Below are 20,210 nucleotides of genomic sequence, written 5' to 3' on the forward strand. Positions count from 1 at the left end.
GACCGGCCGGGGTTCGGGCCCGCCGGCGCGTTCGGAACAGGTAAGTAACGTCCGGGAAAACGACGGCGCGTGAATCGGACCGTTCGGCGAGCGGGCGCGTTCGCGCTCGTCGGGTCGCTCGTGCTCGCCGTCCCCGTCGTCGGCCGGCTCGCGGTCGCCATCCCGGCGGTCGTGCTCGCGTTCACCGCCGCCGTCGACGAGGGGCCGCTGTTCGAGCTGTTCGCCCGCCCCGGTGACCGCGAGGAAGACCGCCTCTACGGCCTCATCGGCTTCACGCTCGCCGCCACCGGCCTGGGCATCCTCTGGGTGATCGCCGCGCTCCCGCTCCCGGTGTTCGTCGGGACTGTCCTCCTGGTCGCGTGGGGGAACCTCACGAGCGAGGCGGTCAAGCAACGGTACCCGGACCCGTTCGCGGCGAGCGCCGGGTTCGCCGCGGGCGGGTCGGTCGCGTTCGTCGCCGGTGCCGCGTTCGCGGTCAGTCGCGAACCGGCGCTGTCCATCGGCGTGCAGCTCCCCGAGCTCGCGTTCCTGGCGGTCGCCGGCGCCGTCATGGGTGCACTCGTTCGCGCCGCGTTGTTCGAGCGCGACGACCCGCTCGTGCTCTGGTCGGTCGCGCTCACGCTCTGGTTCCTCGGCGACCTCGTCCGCGAGCCCGTCCCCGGGGAGGTCGCGCTCGCGGTCGGCGTCACGGTCGCGTTCGGGTACGTCTCGTACTACCTGGAGACCGCGAGCGTCCCCGGGATGCTCACGGGCGTCCTGCTCGGGTTGCTGACCATCGTCCTCGGCGGCCTGGAGTGGTTCGCGGTCCTCATCGCGTTCTACGGGGTCGGCGGGCTGTCGACGAAGTTCAAGTACGAGGAGAAGGCCGAGCGCGGCGTCGCGGAGGACAACGAGGGCGCGCGAGGGAGCGGGAACGTCCTCGGGAACTCCGCGGTCGCGCTCGCGGCGGTCGTCGGGTACGCCGCGGTCGAACCCGGGTACGTGCCGCTCGCCGAGGAGGTGTACCTGTTCGCGTTCGTCGGGAGTCTCGCGACCGCGATGAGCGACACGCTCTCCAGCGAGATCGGTGCCGTGTACGACAACCCGCGGCTCGTGACGACGGGCGCGCGCGTCGAGCCGGGGACGGACGGCGCCATCACGTGGCAGGGCGAGCTCGCTGGGTTCGTCGGTGCGGCGCTCGTCGCCGCGGTCGCGTACGCGCTCTTCCCGGCGGTCGACACCGCTGGTGCCGGTGTCGTGTTCGTCGCGGGCGTCGCCGGGATGACCGCGGACAGCGTCCTCGGTGCGACCATCGAGGACGACTTCGTCGGGAACCAGGGCGTGAACTTCCTCGCGACGCTCGTCGGCGCGCTCGTCGGCGGCGCGCTCGCCGTCCTCGCGCTCGACGTCGCACTCGCGCTCTCCTGACATGCCCGTTCGCGAGGCGACGCCGAGTGACGTCCCGCTCGTGCGCGCCCTCCAGTCGCTGCTCCCCGAGCCCGTCGATGACCTGTTCGCTGACGGCCTCCCCGGTGGCATCACGCTCGTCGCCGTTCCCGCGGGCGCGTGGACGCCGCCGGGGGCCTCGGCGTCCGGCCAGCCCGTCGGGTACGTGCACGCGTACGACACCGGGTACGTCTCCGAGCTCGCGGTCGCGCCCGAACACCGCGGCCGCGGGCACGGCCGCGACCTCCTCTCGCGCTGTCTCGCGGAACTGCGCGCGCGCGGCGTCGACCGCGCGGAACTCGAGGTCGCCGCCGACAACGACCGCGCGCGCTCGCTCTACGAGTCCCTTGGGTTCGCGGTCGCGGAACGCCGGCCGGATCGCTACGAGAGCGGCGACGGCCTCCGGATGACGGTCGACCTCGACTGACTCGCTCGTGGTCGATCGGCCGCCAGCGCTGCATGTGTACGAAGCCAACGAGCTTATCAGATTCCTGCAATAACGTCTCAGGTGATGATGGAGCGCCCGCCGGGCGAACACATCGTGCATCGAGAACTCGACGTCGACGGCGCGGAACCGGCGACCCAGATAGTCGAGCACGTCGCGGCCCTCTCAGGGCGAGACGTCGAGTCGCTCGCGAGCACTTGGGAGACGTTCGGGCACGTCGTCGACGACCTCTTCGAGGAGCCACCCGCGCCGAGCGCGCAGGTGCAGGTGACGTTCACGTACGAAGGCTACCGGATAACCGTCGACCAGGACGGGCACGCGACGTTCGTCGCGGTCGACGACCGCTAACCCGCGGCGACCGCCTCAGACCGCGAGGTCGGCTGCGGTCCGGACGCGGACGCTCGTCGGTCGTTTCACGAAGTCGCCGAGTTCGGCGGCGACGACGTGGTCGACGCCGCGCTGCGCGGCGACGTCCAGGACCTTCTGGTCGAGTTCGCCGTCGAGGACGACCGCGTGCGGGTCCACCGCCGCGTCACGGAGCAGTTCGAACGCGTCGGCGGCGCTCGCGTCCGCCTGCACCGCGTACTCGCCGTCGAGCAACCGAACGGTCCCCGTGTGCTCGCCGACGACCGCGCTCACGTGTCCGCGAAGCGACGTCGGCGATTCGGCGTCCGCGGCCTCCTCGGGGGGGACCGGCGTCTCGTCGCTCGCGTCGGCGTCACCGTCCCTGGCGGTCTGTGAATCGCTCGCGTCGGTGTCCGCTGGCACCTGCTCGTCGTCGGCGCCAGCGTCGTCCGGCACCGTGCCGGCGTCCGCGTCCGCCGACACCGCGTCCGCGTCCGCGTCGCCTCCTGGCGAGGTCGTCGCGCGGCCGCCGGCGGCGTTCGCGCCCGACCCGCCGTCGTCGGCCGCGCCACCGTTCGACTCGACGGTGGACTCGACGCCCGGCGTCGCCGCCGTCTCCGAGGTCGCCTCCGCCCGCCCGTCACTCGGTGTGGCGTCGGCGTTCGCGGACTCGGGTGCCGGCGTCGCACTCCCGTCGGTCGCCGCGACCGCCGCACGCGGGTCGCTCGCGCCCGCGACCGTCGCGTACGGCACCTTCTCGCGGAGCGCCTCGAACACCTCGTGGTGCGCGAGGTCCTCCACGGACTTGTCCTCGGGCGCCAGCGCGACGTAGTCCACGTCGCCGACGTCCGCGAGCTCGCGGAGGATGAGGTCGCCGCCGCGGTCGCCGTCGAGGAACGCCGTCACCGTCCGTTCCGCGGTCAGGTCCGCGATCACCTCGGGGACGTTCGTCCCCTCGACCGCGACCGCGTTCTTGATACCGTACTTCAACAGTTGGAGGACGTCCGAGCGCCCCTCGACGACGATGATCGCGTCGCTGTCCGCGACGCGCGGCCCTGCGGGCAGGCCCTCGTACTCCGTGACGTCCTCGACGCGCACGTGCTCGCGGACCTCCTGGAGTATCTCGTCGCTCGACATCACCGAATCGTCGAACGCCGTGTTCAGGAGTTCCTTCGCGCGCTCGACGACCCGCCGGCGCTTGGCGGCGCGCACGTCCTCGATGTCGCTCACCTCGCAGCGCGCCTGGCACGGCCCGATGCGCGTGAGCGTCTCCAAACTCGCTGCGAGCGTCGCGGTCGCGACCCTATCCAGGCCGCTCGCGATGGTTATCGTCCCCTCGGCCTGGCCGCGCGTGACGTCGACCTCGACGTCGATGCGACCGACCTTCGACGATTGCTGTAACTCCCGGAGGTCGAGCTCCTCGCCGAGCAACCCTTCGGTCTGCCCGAAGATCGCGCCGACGACGTCGCTGCGCTCGACCACGCCGTCCGCCGTGAACGTCGCGTGAATCAGGTACTTTGCCGTGTCTTCCATTGTCTATCGACCCCGACGGGGTCGTCGTGGTGGCCCTCCCGGGCCCTGCTGGTGTCGCGCCCTCGGCGGGCTGGCGACCGACTGTCTCTCCGTGTCGTCCCACTGCGGGACCGCGCTGCGTGATGATGTGAGGCCACCGCGACCGGTGGCGCGCTGTGAATCGTGTCAACGAACCCGTGCGGACCACGAATTCGGTCGTAGTACGTCCCCGAGTGGTGTATACCTGTTGCAGGGACCCGCAGGGAAAGAATCCGCTCGACGCCGCGAACCCGTTCGCGAACACCCCACGAGTTCGTCGTCGGTCAGTACGGGGAGGCGCGGTACTGGTAGACGAGGAGGGCGACGAGGACGACGAACCCGCCGAGGAAGAACATCGCGCCCGGCGGCAGGCCGCCCGCGAGCAGGTCACCGCCACCGCCGCCGCTCGCGGCCGTCGTCGCGACCTCGGTCGTCGTCTCCGCGGCGATCTGGTAGCTCTCCGCGGCGGTCTCGGTCGCCGTCGGCTCCGCCGTCGGCTGCCCGGTCCCGGCAGCGGTCTCGGTCGCCGCGTCCGCCGTCGTGTCGACGTTGCTGATGCCGACGTCGCCACCGTCACCGCTCGTGGTCGTGCCCGACGTGTTCCCGCCACCGTCCGCGCCGCCGGCGTCCGCGCCGCCGCCGCCGCCGGCGTCGCCGCTGACGCCCGTCGCCTCGCTGTCCTCCGGTGCGGGCGCACCGCCTTGGGTGTTGAACGACGACCCGGCCGCCGGCCCGAACAGTTCCGCCCAGCCGTACTGGACGAGGAGGCTCGACGCCGCGAGCACGCCGACACCGCCGACGAGGCGACTCAGCGCCGTCCGGATGCGGCTCGCTCTCGACTCGTCGCTCGACACGATGAGCGGCCCGTCCTTCGGCGCGTACACCTTCATCTCGTTCCCGCGCGAGGAGTACCACGTGTCCACGACCTCGACGAGGCCGGCGTCGCCGAGGTTCTCCAGGTGATAGCGGACGTTCTGGATGGACGAGTCGACGGCGTCCGCGACGTCGCTCGCGGTCATCGGCTCCTCGTGGAGCGCGGTGAAGATCGCGCGCGCCGTCTCCGAGGACAGCGCGCCGAACACCTTCTCTGCGTCCTCGCCCTCGAGGTCGACGACGCGCGGCGCACGGTCCTCTGGCACGTCGGTGTCGGACTGGAACGGGAGGAGCCGCGACATTGCTCGTCTCCACAGACGTCCCGTACCCTAAAGCACGTTTCGCAAGATGAAAACCCGTTTTGAGCTAGCCCGGGTCGCTCCCGTCACGCGATACTCGCCGCATCGACTCCGTGACAGCCCTCGGACACGACCCGTGAGTGAAACGCGTCTCGCACCCACCGCGAGATAGCTTCGACCGCTCTTTCAGCGACGACGGCCCCGTTCACGCCGGCCTACTCGACGCACGGAAAACCGCGACGACGCTCGAACGACCGCGCCAGCGCCCGCGCATCACGCTCGGGGTCCGTGACCGGCACGCCCAACTTCCCCCGTCACCTAGCCGCGAGCGATGAGCGCCCCCCGCTTCCCCGACGCGGTCCTCGCCGAGTACGACTGGCGGCACGTCCGCGACCACACCGAGACCGCGCTCACGCTGCCGTTCTTCACGATAACCGCGTACAACAGCATCTACGAGCACGCGCCCTCCAGCGACGCCTTCGCCGCGGTCGGCGACCCCGACGTCGACGTCTCCGGGCGCTCCGCGTTCACGAGCGCGCTCGAGTTCTCCACGCCACTCATGGAGCTCGGGTTCTCGCCGGCGAGCGTGTTCGGCATCGCGTGCGACCACGCCAAGGAGGAGTTCGCGGACAGCGTCCGCGAGGACGGCCTCGTGAACGTCACGCGGTTCACGGACCGCGACATCGAGCGACGAGGGGCCGGTAGCGACCCCGACACACCGGCGCGCGCGTTCGGGTACGACGTCGAGTACCCGCTCGTCGACGACGTCATCGTCGAGGACGTCACCGCCGGCCAGTTCACCGTCGCGGGCGAGCTCTGGGCGGGTATCTGGCCGACGGACACGTCGTACGCGATGGCCGGTGGGATGTTCCCCACCGAGACGCTCGCGGCGGCCATCGCGCGACAGGCGCCCGCGGCGACGCTCGCCACGGACGCGGACCTCGACGTCGACCCGGACCGCGACCGCGAGCGACTGCTCGACGCCCTGAAACGCGCAGAAACGGTGGACTGAGCGAGCGAACTGGACTTAAACGCCGCGGCCCTGCATCTTCTCCTCCTCGGGGAGGTCGACGTTCGCGTCGCCCTTCATGGACTTCCCGAGGTTCGACGCGATCTCCGCGAGCGTCTCCGGGTCGTCGTGGTTGTTGACCGCCTGCACGATGGCTTCGCCCATCGCCTCGGGGTCCTCCGCGCCGAAGATACCGGAGCCGACGAAGATGCCGTCGCACTCGTGGTACATCATCAGTGCGGCGTCGGCGGGCGTCGCGATGCCGCCGGCGGCGAAGTTCACGACGGGGAGCCGCCCCATGTCGGCGGTCTCGTGCACGAGGTCCTTCGGGGCCTCGTGTTCGCGCGCCCACTTCTCGCGCTCCTCCCAGTTCATACCCTCGAGCTGGCGGATGGCGCCCTTGATGGTGCGCTGGTGGTGGACGGCCTGGTTCACGTCGCCCGTGCCGGCCTCGCCCTTCGTCCGGATCATCGCCGCGCCCTCGTCGATACGGCGCAGCGCCTCGCCGAGGTTCCGCGCACCGCAGACGAACGGCGCGGTGAACTCGCGCTTGTCGATGTGGTACGCGTCGTCCGCGGGCGTGAGGACCTCGCTCTCGTCGATCATGTCCACGCCGACCGCCTGCAGGATCTCCGCTTCCTTCCGGTGGCCGATGCGGGACTTGCCCATCACCGGAATCGACACGGAGTCGACGATGTCCGCGACGTCCGCGGGGTCGGCCATCCGCGCGACGCCGCCGCGCTTGCGGATGTCCGCCGGCACCGCTTCGAGCGCCATGACGGCGACCGCGCCAGCTTCTTCGGCGATCTTCGCCTGCTCCTCGTTGACGACGTCCATGATGACGCCGCCCTTCTGCATGCGAGCGAACCCGCGCTTGACCAGTTCGGTCCCGCGCTTGAGGCTCTCAAGGTCTGTCTCCTCGGTCATACCAACGGTTTGCATCCGGTCGCACTTATACCGACCGCACCACGCGGCACCATCCGGTATGCGGCACGTCAACGTTCCTCCCTGTGGTGGTTCTGCCGCGTCGGCGCTGGACGTCTGGTCCGGTCCGCTCCGGGCGTGGCGTCCACGCCCGGGACCGGGAGTGATTTGTGCGACCCACACGCACGATTCGCGTGATGGAGTTGCTACGTGACGACCTGCCGGCGCGCGAGGACCTCCCGTGGTACGTCGCACCAGTCCCCGAGTTCGTCGAGGACCTCGGCCTCCGGCTCGTCTGGCTCGTGGTCGCCACGAACGTCCTCGGGACGCTGTTCGGGTTCTACTACTACGGCCTCAGCCCCCTGGAACCGGACTTCGTCTGGGAGGGCAGCCAGTTCGCGCTCGAACCACTCGCGATGTGGCCCCTGGTCCCCGATTCGCCGGTGGCGACGTTGTTCATCGCGCTCGCGTTCGGCGCGTGGGCGCTCGGTCGCTCGAACGAGTACCTCACCGCGCTCGCGTTCTTCGGGTGCCTGAAACTCGGCGCCTGGACGCCGTTCGTCCTCCTCGCGTTCCAGAGCGACTTCGCGTACACGGGCGTCCTCATGTACAACTTCCTGTTCTGGAGTCACCTCGCGATGGTCCTCCAGGGGTTCGTCCTCCACCGCATCGGCGACTTCCCCGTGAAGGCGGTCGCGCTCGCGGCCGGCTGGTACCTCCTCAACGACGTCGTCGACTACTTCGTCCCCATCATCGGCGACCCCCACCACACGCTGATACCCGCCGAGGAGATAACCGCCAGCGGCGTCGTACACACGCCCGGTCCGCACCGCATCGCCGCCGCCGGCGCCATCGCACTCACCGTCCTCGCGACGTTCCTCGCACTCGCGACGCGGGTCGAGAAGCTCGAAGCCGGCATCGACTCGCTCGATAGCGCCGTCGACTCGCGCGAGGACGGCCAGTAATCGCTCTCGGGACGTCTACGGTCGCCGTCATCGCGTCCCCTCCAGTCGTCGTCCCTCCGCCTCGAACTCGCACAGTCAGAGCGGTGCGTACGCGACGACGACGGCGAGGACGACCCCGTACGTGAGGTGGAAGACGCCGAACAGCGCCGCCTGTTTCGGTTCGGGGTCCATCGCGAGCACGACTTTCATCCAGAACGCCGCGCCGACGACGGTAAGCGTGACCGCGTACGCGACCGCGAGCCCGAGCACCGTCACGATGCCCGCACTCCCGAACCCGAGGACCGGGAGCGCGAACGCGAACGCACCGCCTGCCCCGATTCCGTACAGCAGGTGTAGCAACATGCCTTGAGGCATGTAGTCGTCAGGAGCGCCGTCGCCGACGTACTTCGACCAGAGCGCCGCCGTCGGCGGCGGCGAGCCGTCACCGAGCAGCATCATCGCCATCGTCATCGCTATCGTCGCCACGAGACCACCGACCAGTCCGCCGAGCAAGGTTACCATTCGTAACTACCTCGCCCCACAGTCGGCGCGCATCCGTATTCAACCGACTCCGGACGTGAGCGACCTGCGCACGACACCGAAAGCACCGCCAGAACAGAGAGACCACCGGGGTCGCGGCGACCGACTCGCCGCCGTCAGTGGACGACGACGACGGCGTTCTCGGTCTCGACCATCTCGCCGTCGCCGGCGTACGTGCGCTCCTCGCGGACCTCGAACTCGTCGGCGGCGAGGGTTTCGCCGGCGACGTGGAGTTCCCCATCAGCGATCTCGTAGTCGCCGTCGGCGATGGCGCTATCGAACTCGTTCACCTGGCCGCCGTACTTCGGGCCGAGCGTCGAGTAGTCGAGGTCGATGTCCGCAACCTCGGTCGTGATCTCCGGCGAGGACTCGTGCACGGTGAGTTCGTCGACGTGCATGACGCCCGTGATGGCGTCCTCGAACCCGGTGATCGCGCCGAAGACCTCGACGTGCGCGAGGTCCGCGTTCAGCGCGAGCTGTTCGTCGGTCTTGTACTTCCGGAGCGCCGAGATGACCTCCATCGCCGTCTCGCCCGCTTCGAGGTCCGCGTCGAACCCACGGGGTTCGGGCCAGTCCGAGACGTGGATGCTCGTCTCCGCCGCGTCGACGTCGTCGACGTCGCCGTCGACGTAGAACTCGTGCCAGAGCTCCTCCGTGACGTGGGGCATCACGGGCGCCCACAGCTTCAGGAACGTCTCGTGAGCGAGCGCGAGCGCGTACCGCGTCGACTCGCTGTCGCGCTCCTTCGCGATCTCGAGGTAGTCGTCACAGAACGTGTTCCAGAAGAACGTCCGCAGGCGGTTCCGGGCCTTCGCGTACTCGTGGACCTCGAAGTGACTCGTGAGGTCAGCGACGAGGTCGTCCAACTCTGCCAGGAGCCACTCGTCGAGCGTGTCGAGCTCGGCGGGCGCGTCGCGCTCGCTCGGCGGCGTCGCTTCCTCGGCAGTCAGATTGTCGACGAGTTTGCTCGCGTTCCAGAGCTTCCGGATGAGCTTCTCGCCCGCGACGATGTCCGTGTCGCGGTACGGGAAGTCGTCGCCGACGCCCGAGGACGCCGCCCAGTACCGGACGGCGTCCATCGGGTACTCGCTGATGACCTCCGAGGGGGCGACGACGTTCCCCTTGGACTTGCTCATCTTCTCGCGGTTCTCGTCGAGCACGAACCCGTTGATGAGCACCGAGTCGAAGGGGACCTCGCCGGTGTGCTCGTAGCACTTCACGACCGTGTGGAACAGCCAGAAGCTGATGATGTCGTGGCCCTGCGGGCGGACGTCGAACGGGTAGAGTTCGGGGTTCGCGAGGTCGCCCGCTGCGAGTTCGCCGTCGCCGAGCGTCTCCGGGTCCCAGTCCGCGTTGATGAGCGGCGTCAGGCTCGACGTCGCCCACGTGTCGAGGACGTCCTCCTCCGGGCGGAACTCGCCGTGCCCGCACTCGGGACAGCTATCGACGGGCGGGTCGTCCGCGAGCGGGTCCGCGGGGAGCTGCTCGCGGTCGGCGACGACCTCGTGGTCGCACTCCTCGCAGTACCACACCGGGAACGGGATGCCGGAGTCGCGCTGCCGGGAGATGAGCCAGTCCCACTCCAGGCCCTCGATCCAGTGCTCGTACCGCGTGAACATCTTCTCGGGATACCACTCCATCTCCCGGCCGGCCTCCAGGTACTCGTCCTTGTGCCCGAGGATGTCGATGTACCACTGACGCGAGACGCGGAACTCGACGTCGACCTCGCAGCGCTCGTGAACCTGCACGGTGTGCTCGTGGGGCTCGCGGTCGACGAGATGCCCGGCGTCCTCGAGGTCCTCGACGATCTCCTCGCGCGCCTCGTGCGTCGACAGGCCCTCGTAGGCCTCCGCGATGTCCGTCATCGTCCCGCTCTCGTCGATGGCGACGCGCAGCGGGAGGTCGTGCGCCTGATACCACTCGATGTCCTTCTGGTCGCCGAACGTACAGCACATCACGACCCCGGTGCCCTTCTCGAGGTCGACGCGGTCGTCCTCGATGATCGGGACCTCGTGCCCGAAGATGGGAACCTCGGCGGTCTCGCCGACGAGGTCCGCGTTCTCCTCGTCGTCCGGGTGGACGAAGACGCTCACGCACGCCGGCAGCAACTCGGGGCGGGTCGTCCCGATGACGAAGCTGTCGCGGCCCTCGTCGGTCGGTTCGGTGAGGTCGAACCGGACGTCGTTGAAGTGCGTGTGCCGGTCCGCGTCCTCCATCTCGACCTGCGAGATCGCGGTCTCGCACTCCGGACACCAGATCGCGGGCGCCTTCTTCCGGTACTCGCGACCCTGCTCGTAGAGATCGAGGAACGACAACTGCGAGATCTTCTGGACGCGCGGCTCGATGGTCTTGTACGTGCGATTCCAGTCGATACTGGTGCCGAGTTCCTGCATCTTCTCCGTGAACTCGGCCTCGTAGCCCTTGCAGACCTCCCGGCACTTCTCCTGGAACTCCCGGCGCGAGAAGTCACCGTGGCGGATGCCGAGTTCCTCCTCGGTGAGGCGCTCGCTCGCGATGCCGTTGTCGTCGTACCCGAACGGGAACAGGACCTCGTCGCCCGCCATCCGATGATACCTGGCGGCGAAGTCCTGGAGCGTGTGCCCGTAGAGGTGCCCCATGTGGAGGCTCCCGCTCACGGTCGGCGGCGGCGTGTCGATACTGTAGACCGTGTTCGAGTCGACGGCGGCGTCCTCGTCGTACGCGTAGACGTCCTCGTCCACCCATCGCTCCTGCCACTGTTCCTCCATCTCCGCTGGCTCGTAGTCACCTGCTGGCATGTGTACTCTTACTCGGTGTGTCGTGCATACGTCGGTTAAGCGTCTCGATGCGCCGCCGCGACGGGCGGCGGCGCGGTCGCGTCGAACGCCCACGACGGAACGCTCGACGGCTGGTTGTCATCGCGCACGGTTCGAGCGACGATGCCGTGGCTCTCGCGTCCGAACTCGGGACGGCCCGGGAGGCCGACGCCGACGCCCGCGACTGGTCGGTCGCAGGTGGCACGGCGAGAACGAAGGCACCGCTGTCAGGCCAGGGGACGTACTACGGCGACAGCGAACGACTCCATGCCAACCCATCGACGACGCGGCGACTAAAGGCTAGCGGTGCCATTACACCCACTGACTCGAACCGTGACCCTCGACCGCTACCTGGCGCGCGGTGTCGCGACGCGGCGAGCGACGGCGAGCCGCGTCGCGTCGATACCGTGCGAGGGATGACGACCGAACGAAGTGAGGGAGGAATCGGTTGGGGAGGGAGAGGCTGCGGTGCGGTCGCGGCGCGGGGTGGGAGTGAACGGGGCCGTGCGCTCGGTCCCGCCCGGGGGACGCAAGCACTGCAGGCGCGAACGCAGTGACCGACGAAGCGCGCAGCGAGCCCCGGCGGGTCGAGCGTGCGGGGGCGTTCGGGGCGTTCGTCCTGCTTGGCGCCTTCGAAGGTGAGACCGATTCACACGTCTTCGCTCGAACCGCCGTCCGATTCCACGCGGAACCGCGCTTCGAGCGTCCGCGAGTCCTCGCCGACGCCGACGTCCAACCGGAACGCGTACTCGCCTGGGTCGACGTCGCCGAGCCGGACCGTTGCGTCGCTATATCCCGTCTGTGTCGGTTCCCCACCGAGCCGAACGGTGTAGTCGTGGGATTCACCGGGGGCCAGCTCGTGCAGAGGCTGCACCCACTTCTCCGGGACGACGAACTCGCCCTCGTGAAGCACCCGCCAGGCAGCGAGATTCGCGCGAACCGGGACGAGCGCGTTATTCCGGACCGTCGCGGTCGCCTCCGGCGCGTCCGGCGAGAGCACGCCCGGGTCGACGTCGAGCGACACCGCGTCCCGCGCGTCGGCACGCGCGAACTCGACGATACCGTCGGAGAAGACGACGCCGCCAGCGAGCGCGCTCGCGGTCGCTCCCGCGAGCAGGGTCCGACGCTTCATGCCTGGACGCTCGAACACGCCCGGTAAGTGCCTTCTGTGCCGTCGGTCACCCCTCGCCCGGTGTGCAGTCAGTCACACCTCGCCCTGTATGCAGTCAGTCACTCCTCGCCCTGGTCCGAGTGCGCGCGCACCCAGAGCTCGCCGATGCGCGACAACCTGGTCCGATACGACTTCCCCGCGGACTCCTGCTCGATGTAGCCCTTCCCACCTGGCCCGAGCCGGTCGACGTTGTAGATGACCTTCGACCGGAACGAGTCCGTGTACTCCTCGTTCAACTCCGCGGCGAGCGACTCCGCGAGCTCGCTCACGGACGCGAACTCGCCGTGCTCGCCGAGCTTGAACAGGATGACTTCCTCGAAGGGCTTCACGTTCGAGAACGACGCCACCGGGAGTTCGACGACGTGCCCGTCGTCGAACTCCTTCGCGCCGATGGTCGTCCCGCGCTCGTCGAACTCCTCTAAGAGCTCGCACGACGACGCGAGCCGGTCCGCGACGCGCTCGCGCAGGGCGTCGTCGACGCCCGCCTCCTGGAGGTCCTCGAGCAAGTCCTGCTGCTGGCGTAACTCCTCCGCGAGCTCCGTCTCCAGGTACTTCTCGGGCGCCGTGTAGTACGTGTGGATCCGCTCGCGCTCGTCCTCGCGCTCCACCATCAGCGAGTGCGCGGCGGTCGCGAACGCGAACGACACCGTCCGCGGCATCGCCGCGATGTTCACCCACACCTCGTTCCCCAAATCCAATTCGGCCGTGATGAGGTCGTACGCCTGCTCGAACGCCGCGTCGTAATCGTAGACGTCCGCCACCATCACGCGCTCCGTATCCGCGCCCAGGAGGTTCTGGAAGTCCTTCTCCAGCTTCTCCGAGAGGTTCTGACTGTACTCCACGTTCGCCTCCGACCCCACCGCGCCCTCCAGGAGTATCACGCGCTCCACGTCGAACTGGTCGCGGACCAGCGGCGCGATGAGCCGGTCGTAATCGAACCCGACCGGCACGATGTGCGTCTGCATACCTGCTACCAGCGGCGGCCAGGTTATATATTCCCGCTCCTCGGGCCGCGACTCCCGTCAAGCGGTGACGGCACCCGAAGGTCTTTGCTTGGGCAACGCAGACGGACCGGTAAGCATGAGCGTACGCGTCGGCGTCCTTGGCGCCACGGGAGCAGTAGGGCAGCGACTCATCCAGCTTCTCGACCCGCATCCGGACTTCGAGATCGCGGCACTCACGGCGAGCGACGAGTCCGCGGGCCACGACTATCGCGAGGTGGCGAAGTGGCGCGTGGACGCGCCGATTCCGGAAGACGTTGCGTCGACGACCGTCGTCGAGACGGACCCGAGCGCGGTCCCGGACGACGTGGACCTCATCTTCTCGTCGCTCCCTTCGAGCGTCGGCGAAGCGGTCGAGCCGGCGTTCGCGGAAGCCGGGTACGTCGTGTCCTCGAACTCGTCGAACGCGCGGATGGACGACGACGTCCCGCTCGTCATCCCCGAGGTGAACGCCGAGCACATGCAGCTCATCGAGGTGCAGCGCGACGAACGCGGGTGGGACGGCGCGCTCGTGAAGAACCCGAACTGTTCGACGATCACGATGGTCCCAACCTTGGCGGCGCTCGACTCCTTCGGGCTCGAGCGCGTGCACGTCTCCACCCTCCAGGCCGTTTCGGGTGCGGGCTACTCGGGCGTGAGTTCGATGGAGATCATCGACAACGTCGTCCCGCACATCGGCGGGGAGGAGGCGAAGATGGAGTCCGAATCCCGCAAACTCCTCGGGGCGTTCGACGGCGCGGAACTCTCCTTGCACGACGCCGAGGTCTCGGCGTCGTGTAATCGCGTGCCGACGATCGACGGCCACCTGGAGAACGTGTGGGCGGAACTCGCCGACGACCCCTCGGTGGGTGACGTCGAGGACGCGCTCGCGGCGGCGCCGAGCGCGGACCTGCCGTCGTCGCCGGAGCCGCTCGTGAAGGTGTTCGACGAGCCGGACCGCCCGCAGCCCCGGATGGACCGGATGCTCGGCGGCGGCATGCAGGTCGCCGCGGGCGGCGTGCAGGAGACGCCCGCGGGCGTCCAGTACAACTGTCTCGCGCACAACACCATCCGCGGCGCCGCGGGCGCGAGCGTCCTCAACGGCGAACTGCTCGCGCGCGACGGCTGGCTGTAAGGAGCCACCGCCGGATACCGACAGAAAACTTACGCGACCGCGACCCGACGTTCTCCGTGATGTCCTCCACTCGACGCACCGAGACGCTCGTCCACGCTGCCGCGGTCCTCCTCGCGTTCGCCGCGCTCGCCGCGGTGTCGTGGCTCGTCCGCGCGTACTCGCTCAGCACCGCCGTCGCGACCGCGGGCGCGGTCGTGTTCAACGTCCTCGTGTTCGGCGGCGCGCACCTCTACCTCGCCGCGCGCGGCGAGGCCGGGAGCGTCCCCGTGGCGTCGCGCTGGCGGTTCCTCGCGTTCCTCGCGGTCGCGGCCGTCGCCGCGCTCGCCGGCATCGCGTTCGGCGGCGCCGTCCACGATGCGCTCGGCGTCGGCGTCCGCGAGGTCGGCGTGGCGTTCGTCGCGGTCGCCGCGCTCGCGTACCTCGTCGTCGAGGCACGCAGCGGGTACCGGGACGCGATGGCGGCCGACCGCTGACTAGCCGTCGCGCGGCCAGCCGTCTATCTCGTCGGCGGTGACCGGTTCCGCATCGAGTCCGCCCAGGGGGCCCTCGCCGTCACTGCTGTCCTCGCCGCCCCCGTCGCCGTCCCCGCCACCGAGCGGGTCGCCGTCGAACCCCTGACCGGTGGCGACACCGGTCGTCATCACGGACTGGACGCCCTCCTCGACGCTCATGTCGACGTCGGTCACCTGGTCGCGGGAGACGTTCGCGAGAAAGCCGGCCATGACTGGGTTCGGGGCGAGCGGCACGAACACGGTGAGGTCGGCGTCGACGGCGTCCTGCACGCTCTCCGGCGGTGCGGCGGTGACGAACCCGAGCGTGTGCAGGCCGTCGTCGGGGAGTTCGACGAGGACGACCTCCTGGAAGCTCCCGGTGTCGTTGTCGAAGAACATCTCGCTCAACCGACCAGCGGTCTCGTAGATAGTGCCGACGACGGGGACGGCGGCGACGACGCTCTCGAGTTCCCCGGCGAGCGTCGACGCCTCGCCACGCGCCTCGGCGACGGCGCCGACGAGCACGGTCAGCGCGAGCAGCGTCACGCCGACCGCTACCTCGAGGACGGTCACCGGGAACGACTCGCCGAAGAAGAAGAACAGGACGACGTCCGCGATGGGGCGCAGGAACCCGGAGAGGACGCTCCACGCGAACAGGAGCGCGGCGACCGTGACGAACACGGGCAGCATGGTGGCGATACCGGTGAGGGCGGCGCGACGCGCGAACGACACCCAGCCGTCCGACTCGCTCATGCGTACACGGGGCGTCGCCGCCGGCAAAAGCGTGGGTGCTAGCCCTCGTCCGCCGGCGACCGACGCCGCGGAATCGACGGCCTCACGCGACCTGGTTCTCGAAGCCGTCGTCGTCGACGCGCCCGTCGGCGAGCCGCTGGACGTTCTCGGCGAGGATGTCCGCGAGACGCTCGTAGTAGTTCGGCGTGTGGCCCGCGTTGTGCGGGGTGACGAGGACGTTGTCGAAGTCCCAGAGCGGGTGGCCGCTCGGGAGGGGTTCGGGGTCGGTGACGTCGAGTGCGGCGCCGCGGATCTCGTGGCGCCGGATGGCGCTCACGAGGTCGTCGGTGTCGACGACCGGACCGCGTGCCATGTTCACGAGCACGGCGTCGCTGGGCATCGTCACGAACGCGTCGTGGTCGACGAGGCCCGCCGTGGTGTCGGTGAGCGGGCACGCGAGCACGACGTACGACGACTCCGCGAACGCTTCCTCGACGCCCGCCGCGTCGTCGTAGCCGACGACGCGGTCCACGGGGCCGCCCTTCTCCGGCGAGTGGCGGACACCGACGGTCTCGACGTCGAACGCGTCGAGGCGTTCGGCGACCGCGGTCCCGATGGCGCCCAACCCGACGACCGTGACCGTCGAGCCCGCGAGTTCGTGCGTCGGGTACGACCGCCAGACGTCCTCGTCCATCTGGCGGCGCGCGACGTGGAACCGGCGCGCGAAGCTCAGGATGCACGCCAGCGCGTGCTCGCCCATGTTCGGCCCGTGGACGCCCGACGCGTTCGTCACGGCGACGTCGCGGTCGCGGAGCGCGTCCATCGGGAGGTGGCCGGTGCCGGCGAACGCGCACGCGAACAACTCGACGTCGTCCCCGAAGTTGTCGAGGACGGCGTCGCTGATGTTCATGCCAGCGACCACGTCCGCGTGCCGGACGACCTCGCGTTCCTCGCTCGGCGTGCGCGCGAGCACGACCTCGTGCTCGGGGAGGCGCTCGCGGAGCGCCGCGACGTAGTCGTCGATGGGGATGCCGTGGACGGTCTCGCGGAGTACCGCGACCGTGAGGGCGTCGTCAGTCATCGTCATTCACCTCGGAACTCCGGCTCGGTCTTCGAGAAGAACGCCTCGTAGCCGGCGGCGTAGTCGTCGGTCCGGGCGAGTCGCGCGATGGCGTCCTTCTCCGCGGTGAGCTGGGTGTTGAGCGTGCGTTCGTACGAGCGGTTCAGGAGCGCCTTCGCGGCGCCGTAGGCCTTCGTCGGGCCGGCGGCGAGGTCGGTCGCGACCTCGTGCACGCGGTCGTCCCAGTCGTCGGCGTCGACGGCCTCGGTCGCGAGCCCCATCTCGACCGCGCGCTCGGCGGCGACGGGTTCGTCGAGGAGGAGGAACTCGCGGGCGCGCCGCATCCCGACGAGTCGCGGGAGGAACCACGTCGCGCCGGCGTCCCCGGAGAGGCCGACGCGCGGGTACGAGTACTCGAAGCGCGCGGTCTGGTGTGCGAGCACGAGGTCGCTCGCGAGGGCGAGTCCGAACCCGCCACCGGCGGCGACCCCGTTCACGGCCGATACCGTCGGGACGTCGCTCGTCGCGAGCGTCCGGACGGCGGCGTGCAGGCGCGTGGCGACGCGGTCGAGACGACGCTGGTCGGTCTCGTCGCCCTCGAACGCGGCGAGGTCCGCGCCCGTACAGAACGACCCGCCGTCGCCCTCGAGGACGACGCACCGGACGTCGCTCGCGGCCGTCGCCGCGGCGAGCGCGTCCTTCAGGTCGATAGCTGTGTCGACGTCCAGGGCGTTGTGCGCGTCCGGTCGAGCGAGCGTGACGTGCGCGACCCCGTCCGCGAGGTCGACGTCCACGTGCTCGAAGCCTTCGTCGAGTTGCATACTCCCGCCTGCGGTCGGCGGCGAGAAAAACCCCGGCGGTCGCGGCCGCCGTCGCCGGAACCAACTACGGCCGTCGAGCCGGCCACGAGGCGGCGAGTCCAGCGCCCGTCGGGTCGGTCACGAGACGGCGAGTCCGCCGAACGCGACGCGTGCTCGGGGTCGACCGTCGAGTTGACCGAAGCGTTTTTTCGCGCGGGTCGCGTTCGCCGCCGTAACGACGACGCCCCCGGGATTCGAACCGCGAGCCCCGCCCGGGCGCTCCCCTCATCCATGACGCGAAAACTCCTCGTCACGGTCGACTCGCTCCGATACGACCACTTCCGGCACTTCCCCGCGACGCGCGAGTACCTCGAGTTCGAGCACGACCGGGCGTTCTCGACGTTCCCGGAGACGTTCGGGTCGTTCCCCGCCATCGTCGGTGGGGAGTACGCGCTCCAGCGCGGTCTCAAAGACGGGACGAGCGTCGCCCGTCGCGTCGACGGCCGCAAGGTCGGGCTGACGACGAACCACCTCCTGTCGCCGAAGTACGGGTACGACGACGCGTTCGACCACTTCGAGAGTCCGTCGGCGAGCGAGGAGGGCATCGCGGGGTTCGTCTCGGACAAGCTCGAGCTCGGGTCGACGCCGTACAAGGTCGCGGCGGCGGCGTGGAACCAGATAGAGCGCGCGCGGTCGAAGGTCGTGAAGCTCGGGAAGTCCTTCCGGCGCGCGGACGACGTCATCGAGACGTTCTTCGAGCAGACCGAGGGCCACGACGACTGGTTCGGGTGGCTGCACTTCATGGAGCCACATCACCCGTACGACCCGCACAGCGCGCCCGTCTCGCGGGATTACGCGAACCGCGTGAGCCGGAAGGCGATCTCGCATCGCGTGAACGACGAGGAAGCAGACCTGGTGCGCGAGCTCTACCGGCGCGAGTGCGAGGAGCTCGACATCGAACTCCGCCGGCTCTGGGAGAATATCCCGGAGGACACGGAGGTCGTCTTCCTCTCCGACCACGGCGAACTGCTGGGCGAGGACGGCGTCTGGGGGCACCCCGGCCTCCTGCATCCCCTGCTCCATCACGTGCCGCTGGCGACGCGGAACGTCGACTGGGAGTTCGGCGACGTCGCGAGCCTCATCGACGTCCCGAGCATGCTCGTCGGCGAGGAGCACGGTCTCGGTCGCGAGAACCGCGACGTCGCGTTCGCGCTCTACGGCGACCGGCGCGCGGCGATGAACCGCGACGGCATCGTGAACTACGACCCGAGCGAGGACGACCCCTACAGTGCCCGGGACCTCCTCGGGAACGACGCCGCGATGGACGACGACCTCAAGGACGCCCTGGAGGCGTTCGACGTCGACGGCGGCATCACGCGGTACGACGCGGACGAGGAGACCCTCGCCGAACTCGGCTACCTGGAATGACCGACCGCGACGCCGAGGCGGCCGGGGACGAGACGAGCGGTCGCGATGCCGCACGAGCGAGCGCGACCGGCGACGACGCCCCTGCGCTCCCGGACGTGAACGTCGACGACGTCCTCGCGGACCGCTCCGTCCGGGTCGTCCACGAGGGCTCGTGGATTCACCCCGGCGGCGCGGCGCGCGTCGCGAAGGCGCTCGCGGACGCGTTCGATGCGCCACTCACCGTCGGCCACACGCCCGACCGCGAGTTCTGGCGCGGGTACGACGTCGAGTTCCCGTTCCAGGCGCGCTTCCACGACGGCCTCTCCGCGAAGCTGTTCCTCAACGATTCGGTGCGCCCGGTCTCGGAACTCCTTCGCGCCGCGGGCTTCCGCGGCCTCGACTTCGACGAGGACGTCGTCATCTCCAGTGGGACCGCCGCGAAGTGGTGGGTGCCAGGCCACGACCAGCAGCACGTCCACTACTGTCACGTCCCGCCGCCGCGGTTCTACGCGCGCCCGACCGACGGCGTCGTCGACTGGGCGACGACGACGCTCGTCACCGTCCTCGACCGGCACTTCGCGGACTACTGCACGGGCATGCTCGCGAACAGCGAGTTCACGCGCCAGCGCGTCCACCGCCACTACCTCCGGGACCGCGACGCGGTTCCGGTCGTGAATCCGCCCATCGACGTCGACCGGTTCGAGCACGCCCCCGCCGACGCCGACGACCCGTACTTCGTGATGATCGGGCGACTGAACGACATGAAGCGCACGGACGTCGTCGCCCGCGCCTTCCGCGACCTCGACGCACGCCTCGTGCTCGTCGGCGACGGCCCCCTCCGGAAGCAGGTTGCGCGCCGCCGGAACGTCGAGGTCCACGCGCGCCTCTCGGACGACGCGCTCGCGGACCTCGTCGCCGGGTCGACCGGCGGTATCGCGTTCGCTCGCGAGGAGCACTGCGGGATGACGCCGAAGGAGTTCCAGAGCGCCGGGAAGCCCGTCGTCGTCCCCGACGAACCGAACCTGAAGAACCACGTCACCGACGGCGAGGACGGCGTCGTCGTCCCCGTCAGCGAGGACGGCGTCCGCGAGGGCGTCCGTCGCGTTCTCGACGGCGATTGGGAGCCCGACCGGGTCCGCGAGACCGCCGCGGACTGGTCGCACGACGCGTTCCGCGAGCACGCCCGCGAAGCCGTCGCGCGCATCGTCGCGGCTGACGAGGCATGACCTCGGTCGACGAGCCGTGACACGCCAGCGAGGGTCGACGTCCGGCGAACCGTGCAGG

19 protein-coding genes are annotated in these 20,210 nt (G+C 69.8%); 9 read left to right on the forward strand and 10 right to left on the reverse strand.

All coding sequences use genetic code 11. The features are described from left to right. Window positions 1-69: 69 nt before the first annotated feature. The 3 genes from VYJ16_RS07540 (at window position 70) to VYJ16_RS07550 (ending at window position 2,218) form a co-directional block, all read left to right on the forward strand. Window positions 70-1,407: a DUF92 domain-containing protein gene (locus VYJ16_RS07540; RefSeq protein WP_336349700.1), complete on the forward strand. Its 1,338-nt coding sequence runs from the start codon at window positions 70-72 to the stop codon at window positions 1,405-1,407. 1 nt (window position 1,408) lies between these two features. Continuing rightward, a complete protein-coding gene (locus tag VYJ16_RS07545; RefSeq protein ID WP_336349701.1) occupies window positions 1,409-1,852 on the forward strand; it encodes a GNAT family N-acetyltransferase in 444 nt (147 codons plus the stop codon). An 84-nt stretch (window positions 1,853-1,936) separates the two neighbouring features. Then, on the forward strand, window positions 1,937-2,218 hold the full coding sequence (locus VYJ16_RS07550; protein WP_336349702.1) for a HalOD1 output domain-containing protein: 282 nt from the start codon (window positions 1,937-1,939) through the stop codon (window positions 2,216-2,218). Window positions 2,219-2,233: 15 nt separating this feature from the next. Here VYJ16_RS07550 and dnaG read toward each other — a convergent pair whose 3' ends face one another. After that, complete coding sequence (dnaG, locus tag VYJ16_RS07555) at window positions 2,234-3,748, reverse strand: DNA primase DnaG (RefSeq protein WP_336349703.1); 1,515 nt, start codon at window positions 3,746-3,748, stop codon at window positions 2,234-2,236. A 302-nt stretch (window positions 3,749-4,050) separates the two neighbouring features. After that, on the reverse strand, window positions 4,051-4,941 hold the full coding sequence (locus tag VYJ16_RS07560; RefSeq protein ID WP_336349704.1) for an ArsR/SmtB family transcription factor: 891 nt from the start codon (window positions 4,939-4,941) through the stop codon (window positions 4,051-4,053). 328 nt (window positions 4,942-5,269) lie between these two features. On the opposite strand from VYJ16_RS07560, the gene VYJ16_RS07565 reads away from it, so the two are divergent. After that, window positions 5,270-5,950 (forward strand): DUF6517 family protein, encoded by a 681-nt coding sequence (locus VYJ16_RS07565; RefSeq protein ID WP_336349705.1) that lies wholly within the window; start codon window positions 5,270-5,272, stop codon window positions 5,948-5,950. A 15-nt stretch (window positions 5,951-5,965) separates the two neighbouring features. Here VYJ16_RS07565 and pdxS read toward each other — a convergent pair whose 3' ends face one another. Beyond that, the gene (gene pdxS / locus VYJ16_RS07570) at window positions 5,966-6,874 is read right to left on the reverse strand and encodes a pyridoxal 5'-phosphate synthase lyase subunit PdxS (protein WP_336349706.1); all 909 of its coding nucleotides are present in this window, start codon (window positions 6,872-6,874) and stop codon (window positions 5,966-5,968) included. A 194-nt stretch (window positions 6,875-7,068) separates the two neighbouring features. On the opposite strand from pdxS, the gene VYJ16_RS07575 reads away from it, so the two are divergent. Continuing rightward, window positions 7,069-7,836, forward strand: coding sequence for a DUF1405 domain-containing protein (locus VYJ16_RS07575; protein ID WP_336349707.1), 768 nt, complete (start codon window positions 7,069-7,071; stop codon window positions 7,834-7,836). 75 nt (window positions 7,837-7,911) lie between these two features. Here VYJ16_RS07575 and VYJ16_RS07580 read toward each other — a convergent pair whose 3' ends face one another. The 4 genes from VYJ16_RS07580 to VYJ16_RS07595 all read right to left on the reverse strand — a co-directional run bounded on the left by VYJ16_RS07580 (window position 7,912) and on the right by VYJ16_RS07595 (window position 13,286). Further along, complete coding sequence (locus tag VYJ16_RS07580; RefSeq protein WP_336349708.1) at window positions 7,912-8,337, reverse strand: hypothetical protein; 426 nt, start codon at window positions 8,335-8,337, stop codon at window positions 7,912-7,914. A 134-nt stretch (window positions 8,338-8,471) separates the two neighbouring features. Beyond that, complete coding sequence (locus VYJ16_RS07585; RefSeq protein WP_336349709.1) at window positions 8,472-11,132, reverse strand: valine--tRNA ligase; 2,661 nt, start codon at window positions 11,130-11,132, stop codon at window positions 8,472-8,474. A 667-nt stretch (window positions 11,133-11,799) separates the two neighbouring features. Further along, a complete protein-coding gene (locus tag VYJ16_RS07590) occupies window positions 11,800-12,282 on the reverse strand; it encodes a hypothetical protein (RefSeq protein WP_336349710.1) in 483 nt (160 codons plus the stop codon). Between the two features lie 98 nt (window positions 12,283-12,380). Continuing rightward, window positions 12,381-13,286, reverse strand: a complete 906-nt coding sequence (locus VYJ16_RS07595; RefSeq protein WP_336349711.1) for an HFX_2341 family transcriptional regulator — start codon at window positions 13,284-13,286, stop codon at window positions 12,381-12,383. A gap of 115 nt (window positions 13,287-13,401) precedes the next feature. Between VYJ16_RS07595 and asd the strand changes: the two genes are divergently transcribed. Both asd and VYJ16_RS07605 read left to right on the forward strand, forming a co-directional pair. Next, window positions 13,402-14,436: an aspartate-semialdehyde dehydrogenase gene (asd, locus tag VYJ16_RS07600; protein ID WP_336349712.1), complete on the forward strand. Its 1,035-nt coding sequence runs from the start codon at window positions 13,402-13,404 to the stop codon at window positions 14,434-14,436. A 59-nt stretch (window positions 14,437-14,495) separates the two neighbouring features. Continuing rightward, a complete protein-coding gene (locus VYJ16_RS07605; protein WP_336349713.1) occupies window positions 14,496-14,909 on the forward strand; it encodes a hypothetical protein in 414 nt (137 codons plus the stop codon). On the opposite strand, the gene VYJ16_RS07610 is transcribed toward VYJ16_RS07605, so the two are convergent. The 3 genes from VYJ16_RS07610 to VYJ16_RS07620 all read right to left on the reverse strand — a co-directional run bounded on the left by VYJ16_RS07610 (window position 14,910) and on the right by VYJ16_RS07620 (window position 17,540). Then, the gene (locus VYJ16_RS07610; RefSeq protein ID WP_336349714.1) at window positions 14,910-15,680 is read right to left on the reverse strand and encodes a DUF502 domain-containing protein; all 771 of its coding nucleotides are present in this window, start codon (window positions 15,678-15,680) and stop codon (window positions 14,910-14,912) included. 82 nt (window positions 15,681-15,762) lie between these two features. Then, entirely contained in the window at window positions 15,763-16,740 is a 978-nt protein-coding gene (locus VYJ16_RS07615) for a D-2-hydroxyacid dehydrogenase (protein WP_336349715.1), read from the reverse strand. A 2-nt stretch (window positions 16,741-16,742) separates the two neighbouring features. Further along, window positions 16,743-17,540 carry an enoyl-CoA hydratase/isomerase family protein gene (locus VYJ16_RS07620; protein ID WP_336349716.1) on the reverse strand — a complete coding sequence of 266 codons (798 nt, stop codon included), beginning with the start codon at window positions 17,538-17,540 and terminating at the stop codon, window positions 16,743-16,745. Window positions 17,541-17,810: 270 nt separating this feature from the next. Between VYJ16_RS07620 and VYJ16_RS07625 the strand changes: the two genes are divergently transcribed. Together VYJ16_RS07625 and VYJ16_RS07630 are read left to right on the forward strand one after the other, a co-directional pair. Beyond that, entirely contained in the window at window positions 17,811-18,947 is a 1,137-nt protein-coding gene (locus VYJ16_RS07625; protein ID WP_336349717.1) for a sulfatase-like hydrolase/transferase, read from the forward strand. Further along, complete coding sequence (locus VYJ16_RS07630; protein ID WP_336349718.1) at window positions 18,944-20,152, forward strand: glycosyltransferase; 1,209 nt, start codon at window positions 18,944-18,946, stop codon at window positions 20,150-20,152. Before VYJ16_RS07625 ends, VYJ16_RS07630 begins: the two co-directional genes overlap by 4 nt. The last annotated feature ends 58 nt before the right edge of the window (window positions 20,153-20,210 follow it).

This window comes from Halorubellus litoreus (assembly GCF_037081675.1).
GTDB lineage: Archaea > Halobacteriota > Halobacteria > Halobacteriales > Natrialbaceae > Halorubellus > Halorubellus litoreus.

Bases quoted from the DNA above. Each gene is read 5' to 3' on its own strand.
- VYJ16_RS07545 (WP_336349701.1), top strand. From the start codon at position 1,409: ATGCCCGTTCGCGAGGCGACGCCGAGTGACGTCCCGCTCGTGCGCGCC.
- VYJ16_RS07550 (WP_336349702.1), top strand. From the start codon at position 1,937: ATGATGGAGCGCCCGCCGGGCGAACACATCGTGCATCGAGAACTCGAC.
- dnaG (WP_336349703.1), bottom strand. From the start codon at position 3,748: ATGGAAGACACGGCAAAGTACCTGATTCACGCGACGTTCACGGCGGAC.
- VYJ16_RS07560 (WP_336349704.1), bottom strand. From the start codon at position 4,941: ATGTCGCGGCTCCTCCCGTTCCAGTCCGACACCGACGTGCCAGAGGAC.
- VYJ16_RS07565 (WP_336349705.1), top strand. From the start codon at position 5,270: ATGAGCGCCCCCCGCTTCCCCGACGCGGTCCTCGCCGAGTACGACTGG.
- pdxS (WP_336349706.1), bottom strand. From the start codon at position 6,874: ATGACCGAGGAGACAGACCTTGAGAGCCTCAAGCGCGGGACCGAACTG.
- VYJ16_RS07575 (WP_336349707.1), top strand. From the start codon at position 7,069: ATGGAGTTGCTACGTGACGACCTGCCGGCGCGCGAGGACCTCCCGTGG.
- VYJ16_RS07580 (WP_336349708.1), bottom strand. From the start codon at position 8,337: ATGGTAACCTTGCTCGGCGGACTGGTCGGTGGTCTCGTGGCGACGATA.
- VYJ16_RS07585 (WP_336349709.1), bottom strand. From the start codon at position 11,132: ATGCCAGCAGGTGACTACGAGCCAGCGGAGATGGAGGAACAGTGGCAG.
- VYJ16_RS07590 (WP_336349710.1), bottom strand. From the start codon at position 12,282: ATGAAGCGTCGGACCCTGCTCGCGGGAGCGACCGCGAGCGCGCTCGCT.
- VYJ16_RS07595 (WP_336349711.1), bottom strand. From the start codon at position 13,286: ATGCAGACGCACATCGTGCCGGTCGGGTTCGATTACGACCGGCTCATC.
- asd (WP_336349712.1), top strand. From the start codon at position 13,402: ATGAGCGTACGCGTCGGCGTCCTTGGCGCCACGGGAGCAGTAGGGCAG.
- VYJ16_RS07605 (WP_336349713.1), top strand. From the start codon at position 14,496: ATGTCCTCCACTCGACGCACCGAGACGCTCGTCCACGCTGCCGCGGTC.
- VYJ16_RS07610 (WP_336349714.1), bottom strand. From the start codon at position 15,680: ATGAGCGAGTCGGACGGCTGGGTGTCGTTCGCGCGTCGCGCCGCCCTC.
- VYJ16_RS07615 (WP_336349715.1), bottom strand. From the start codon at position 16,740: ATGACTGACGACGCCCTCACGGTCGCGGTACTCCGCGAGACCGTCCAC.
- VYJ16_RS07620 (WP_336349716.1), bottom strand. From the start codon at position 17,540: ATGCAACTCGACGAAGGCTTCGAGCACGTGGACGTCGACCTCGCGGAC.
- VYJ16_RS07625 (WP_336349717.1), top strand. From the start codon at position 17,811: ATGACGCGAAAACTCCTCGTCACGGTCGACTCGCTCCGATACGACCAC.
- VYJ16_RS07630 (WP_336349718.1), top strand. From the start codon at position 18,944: ATGACCGACCGCGACGCCGAGGCGGCCGGGGACGAGACGAGCGGTCGC.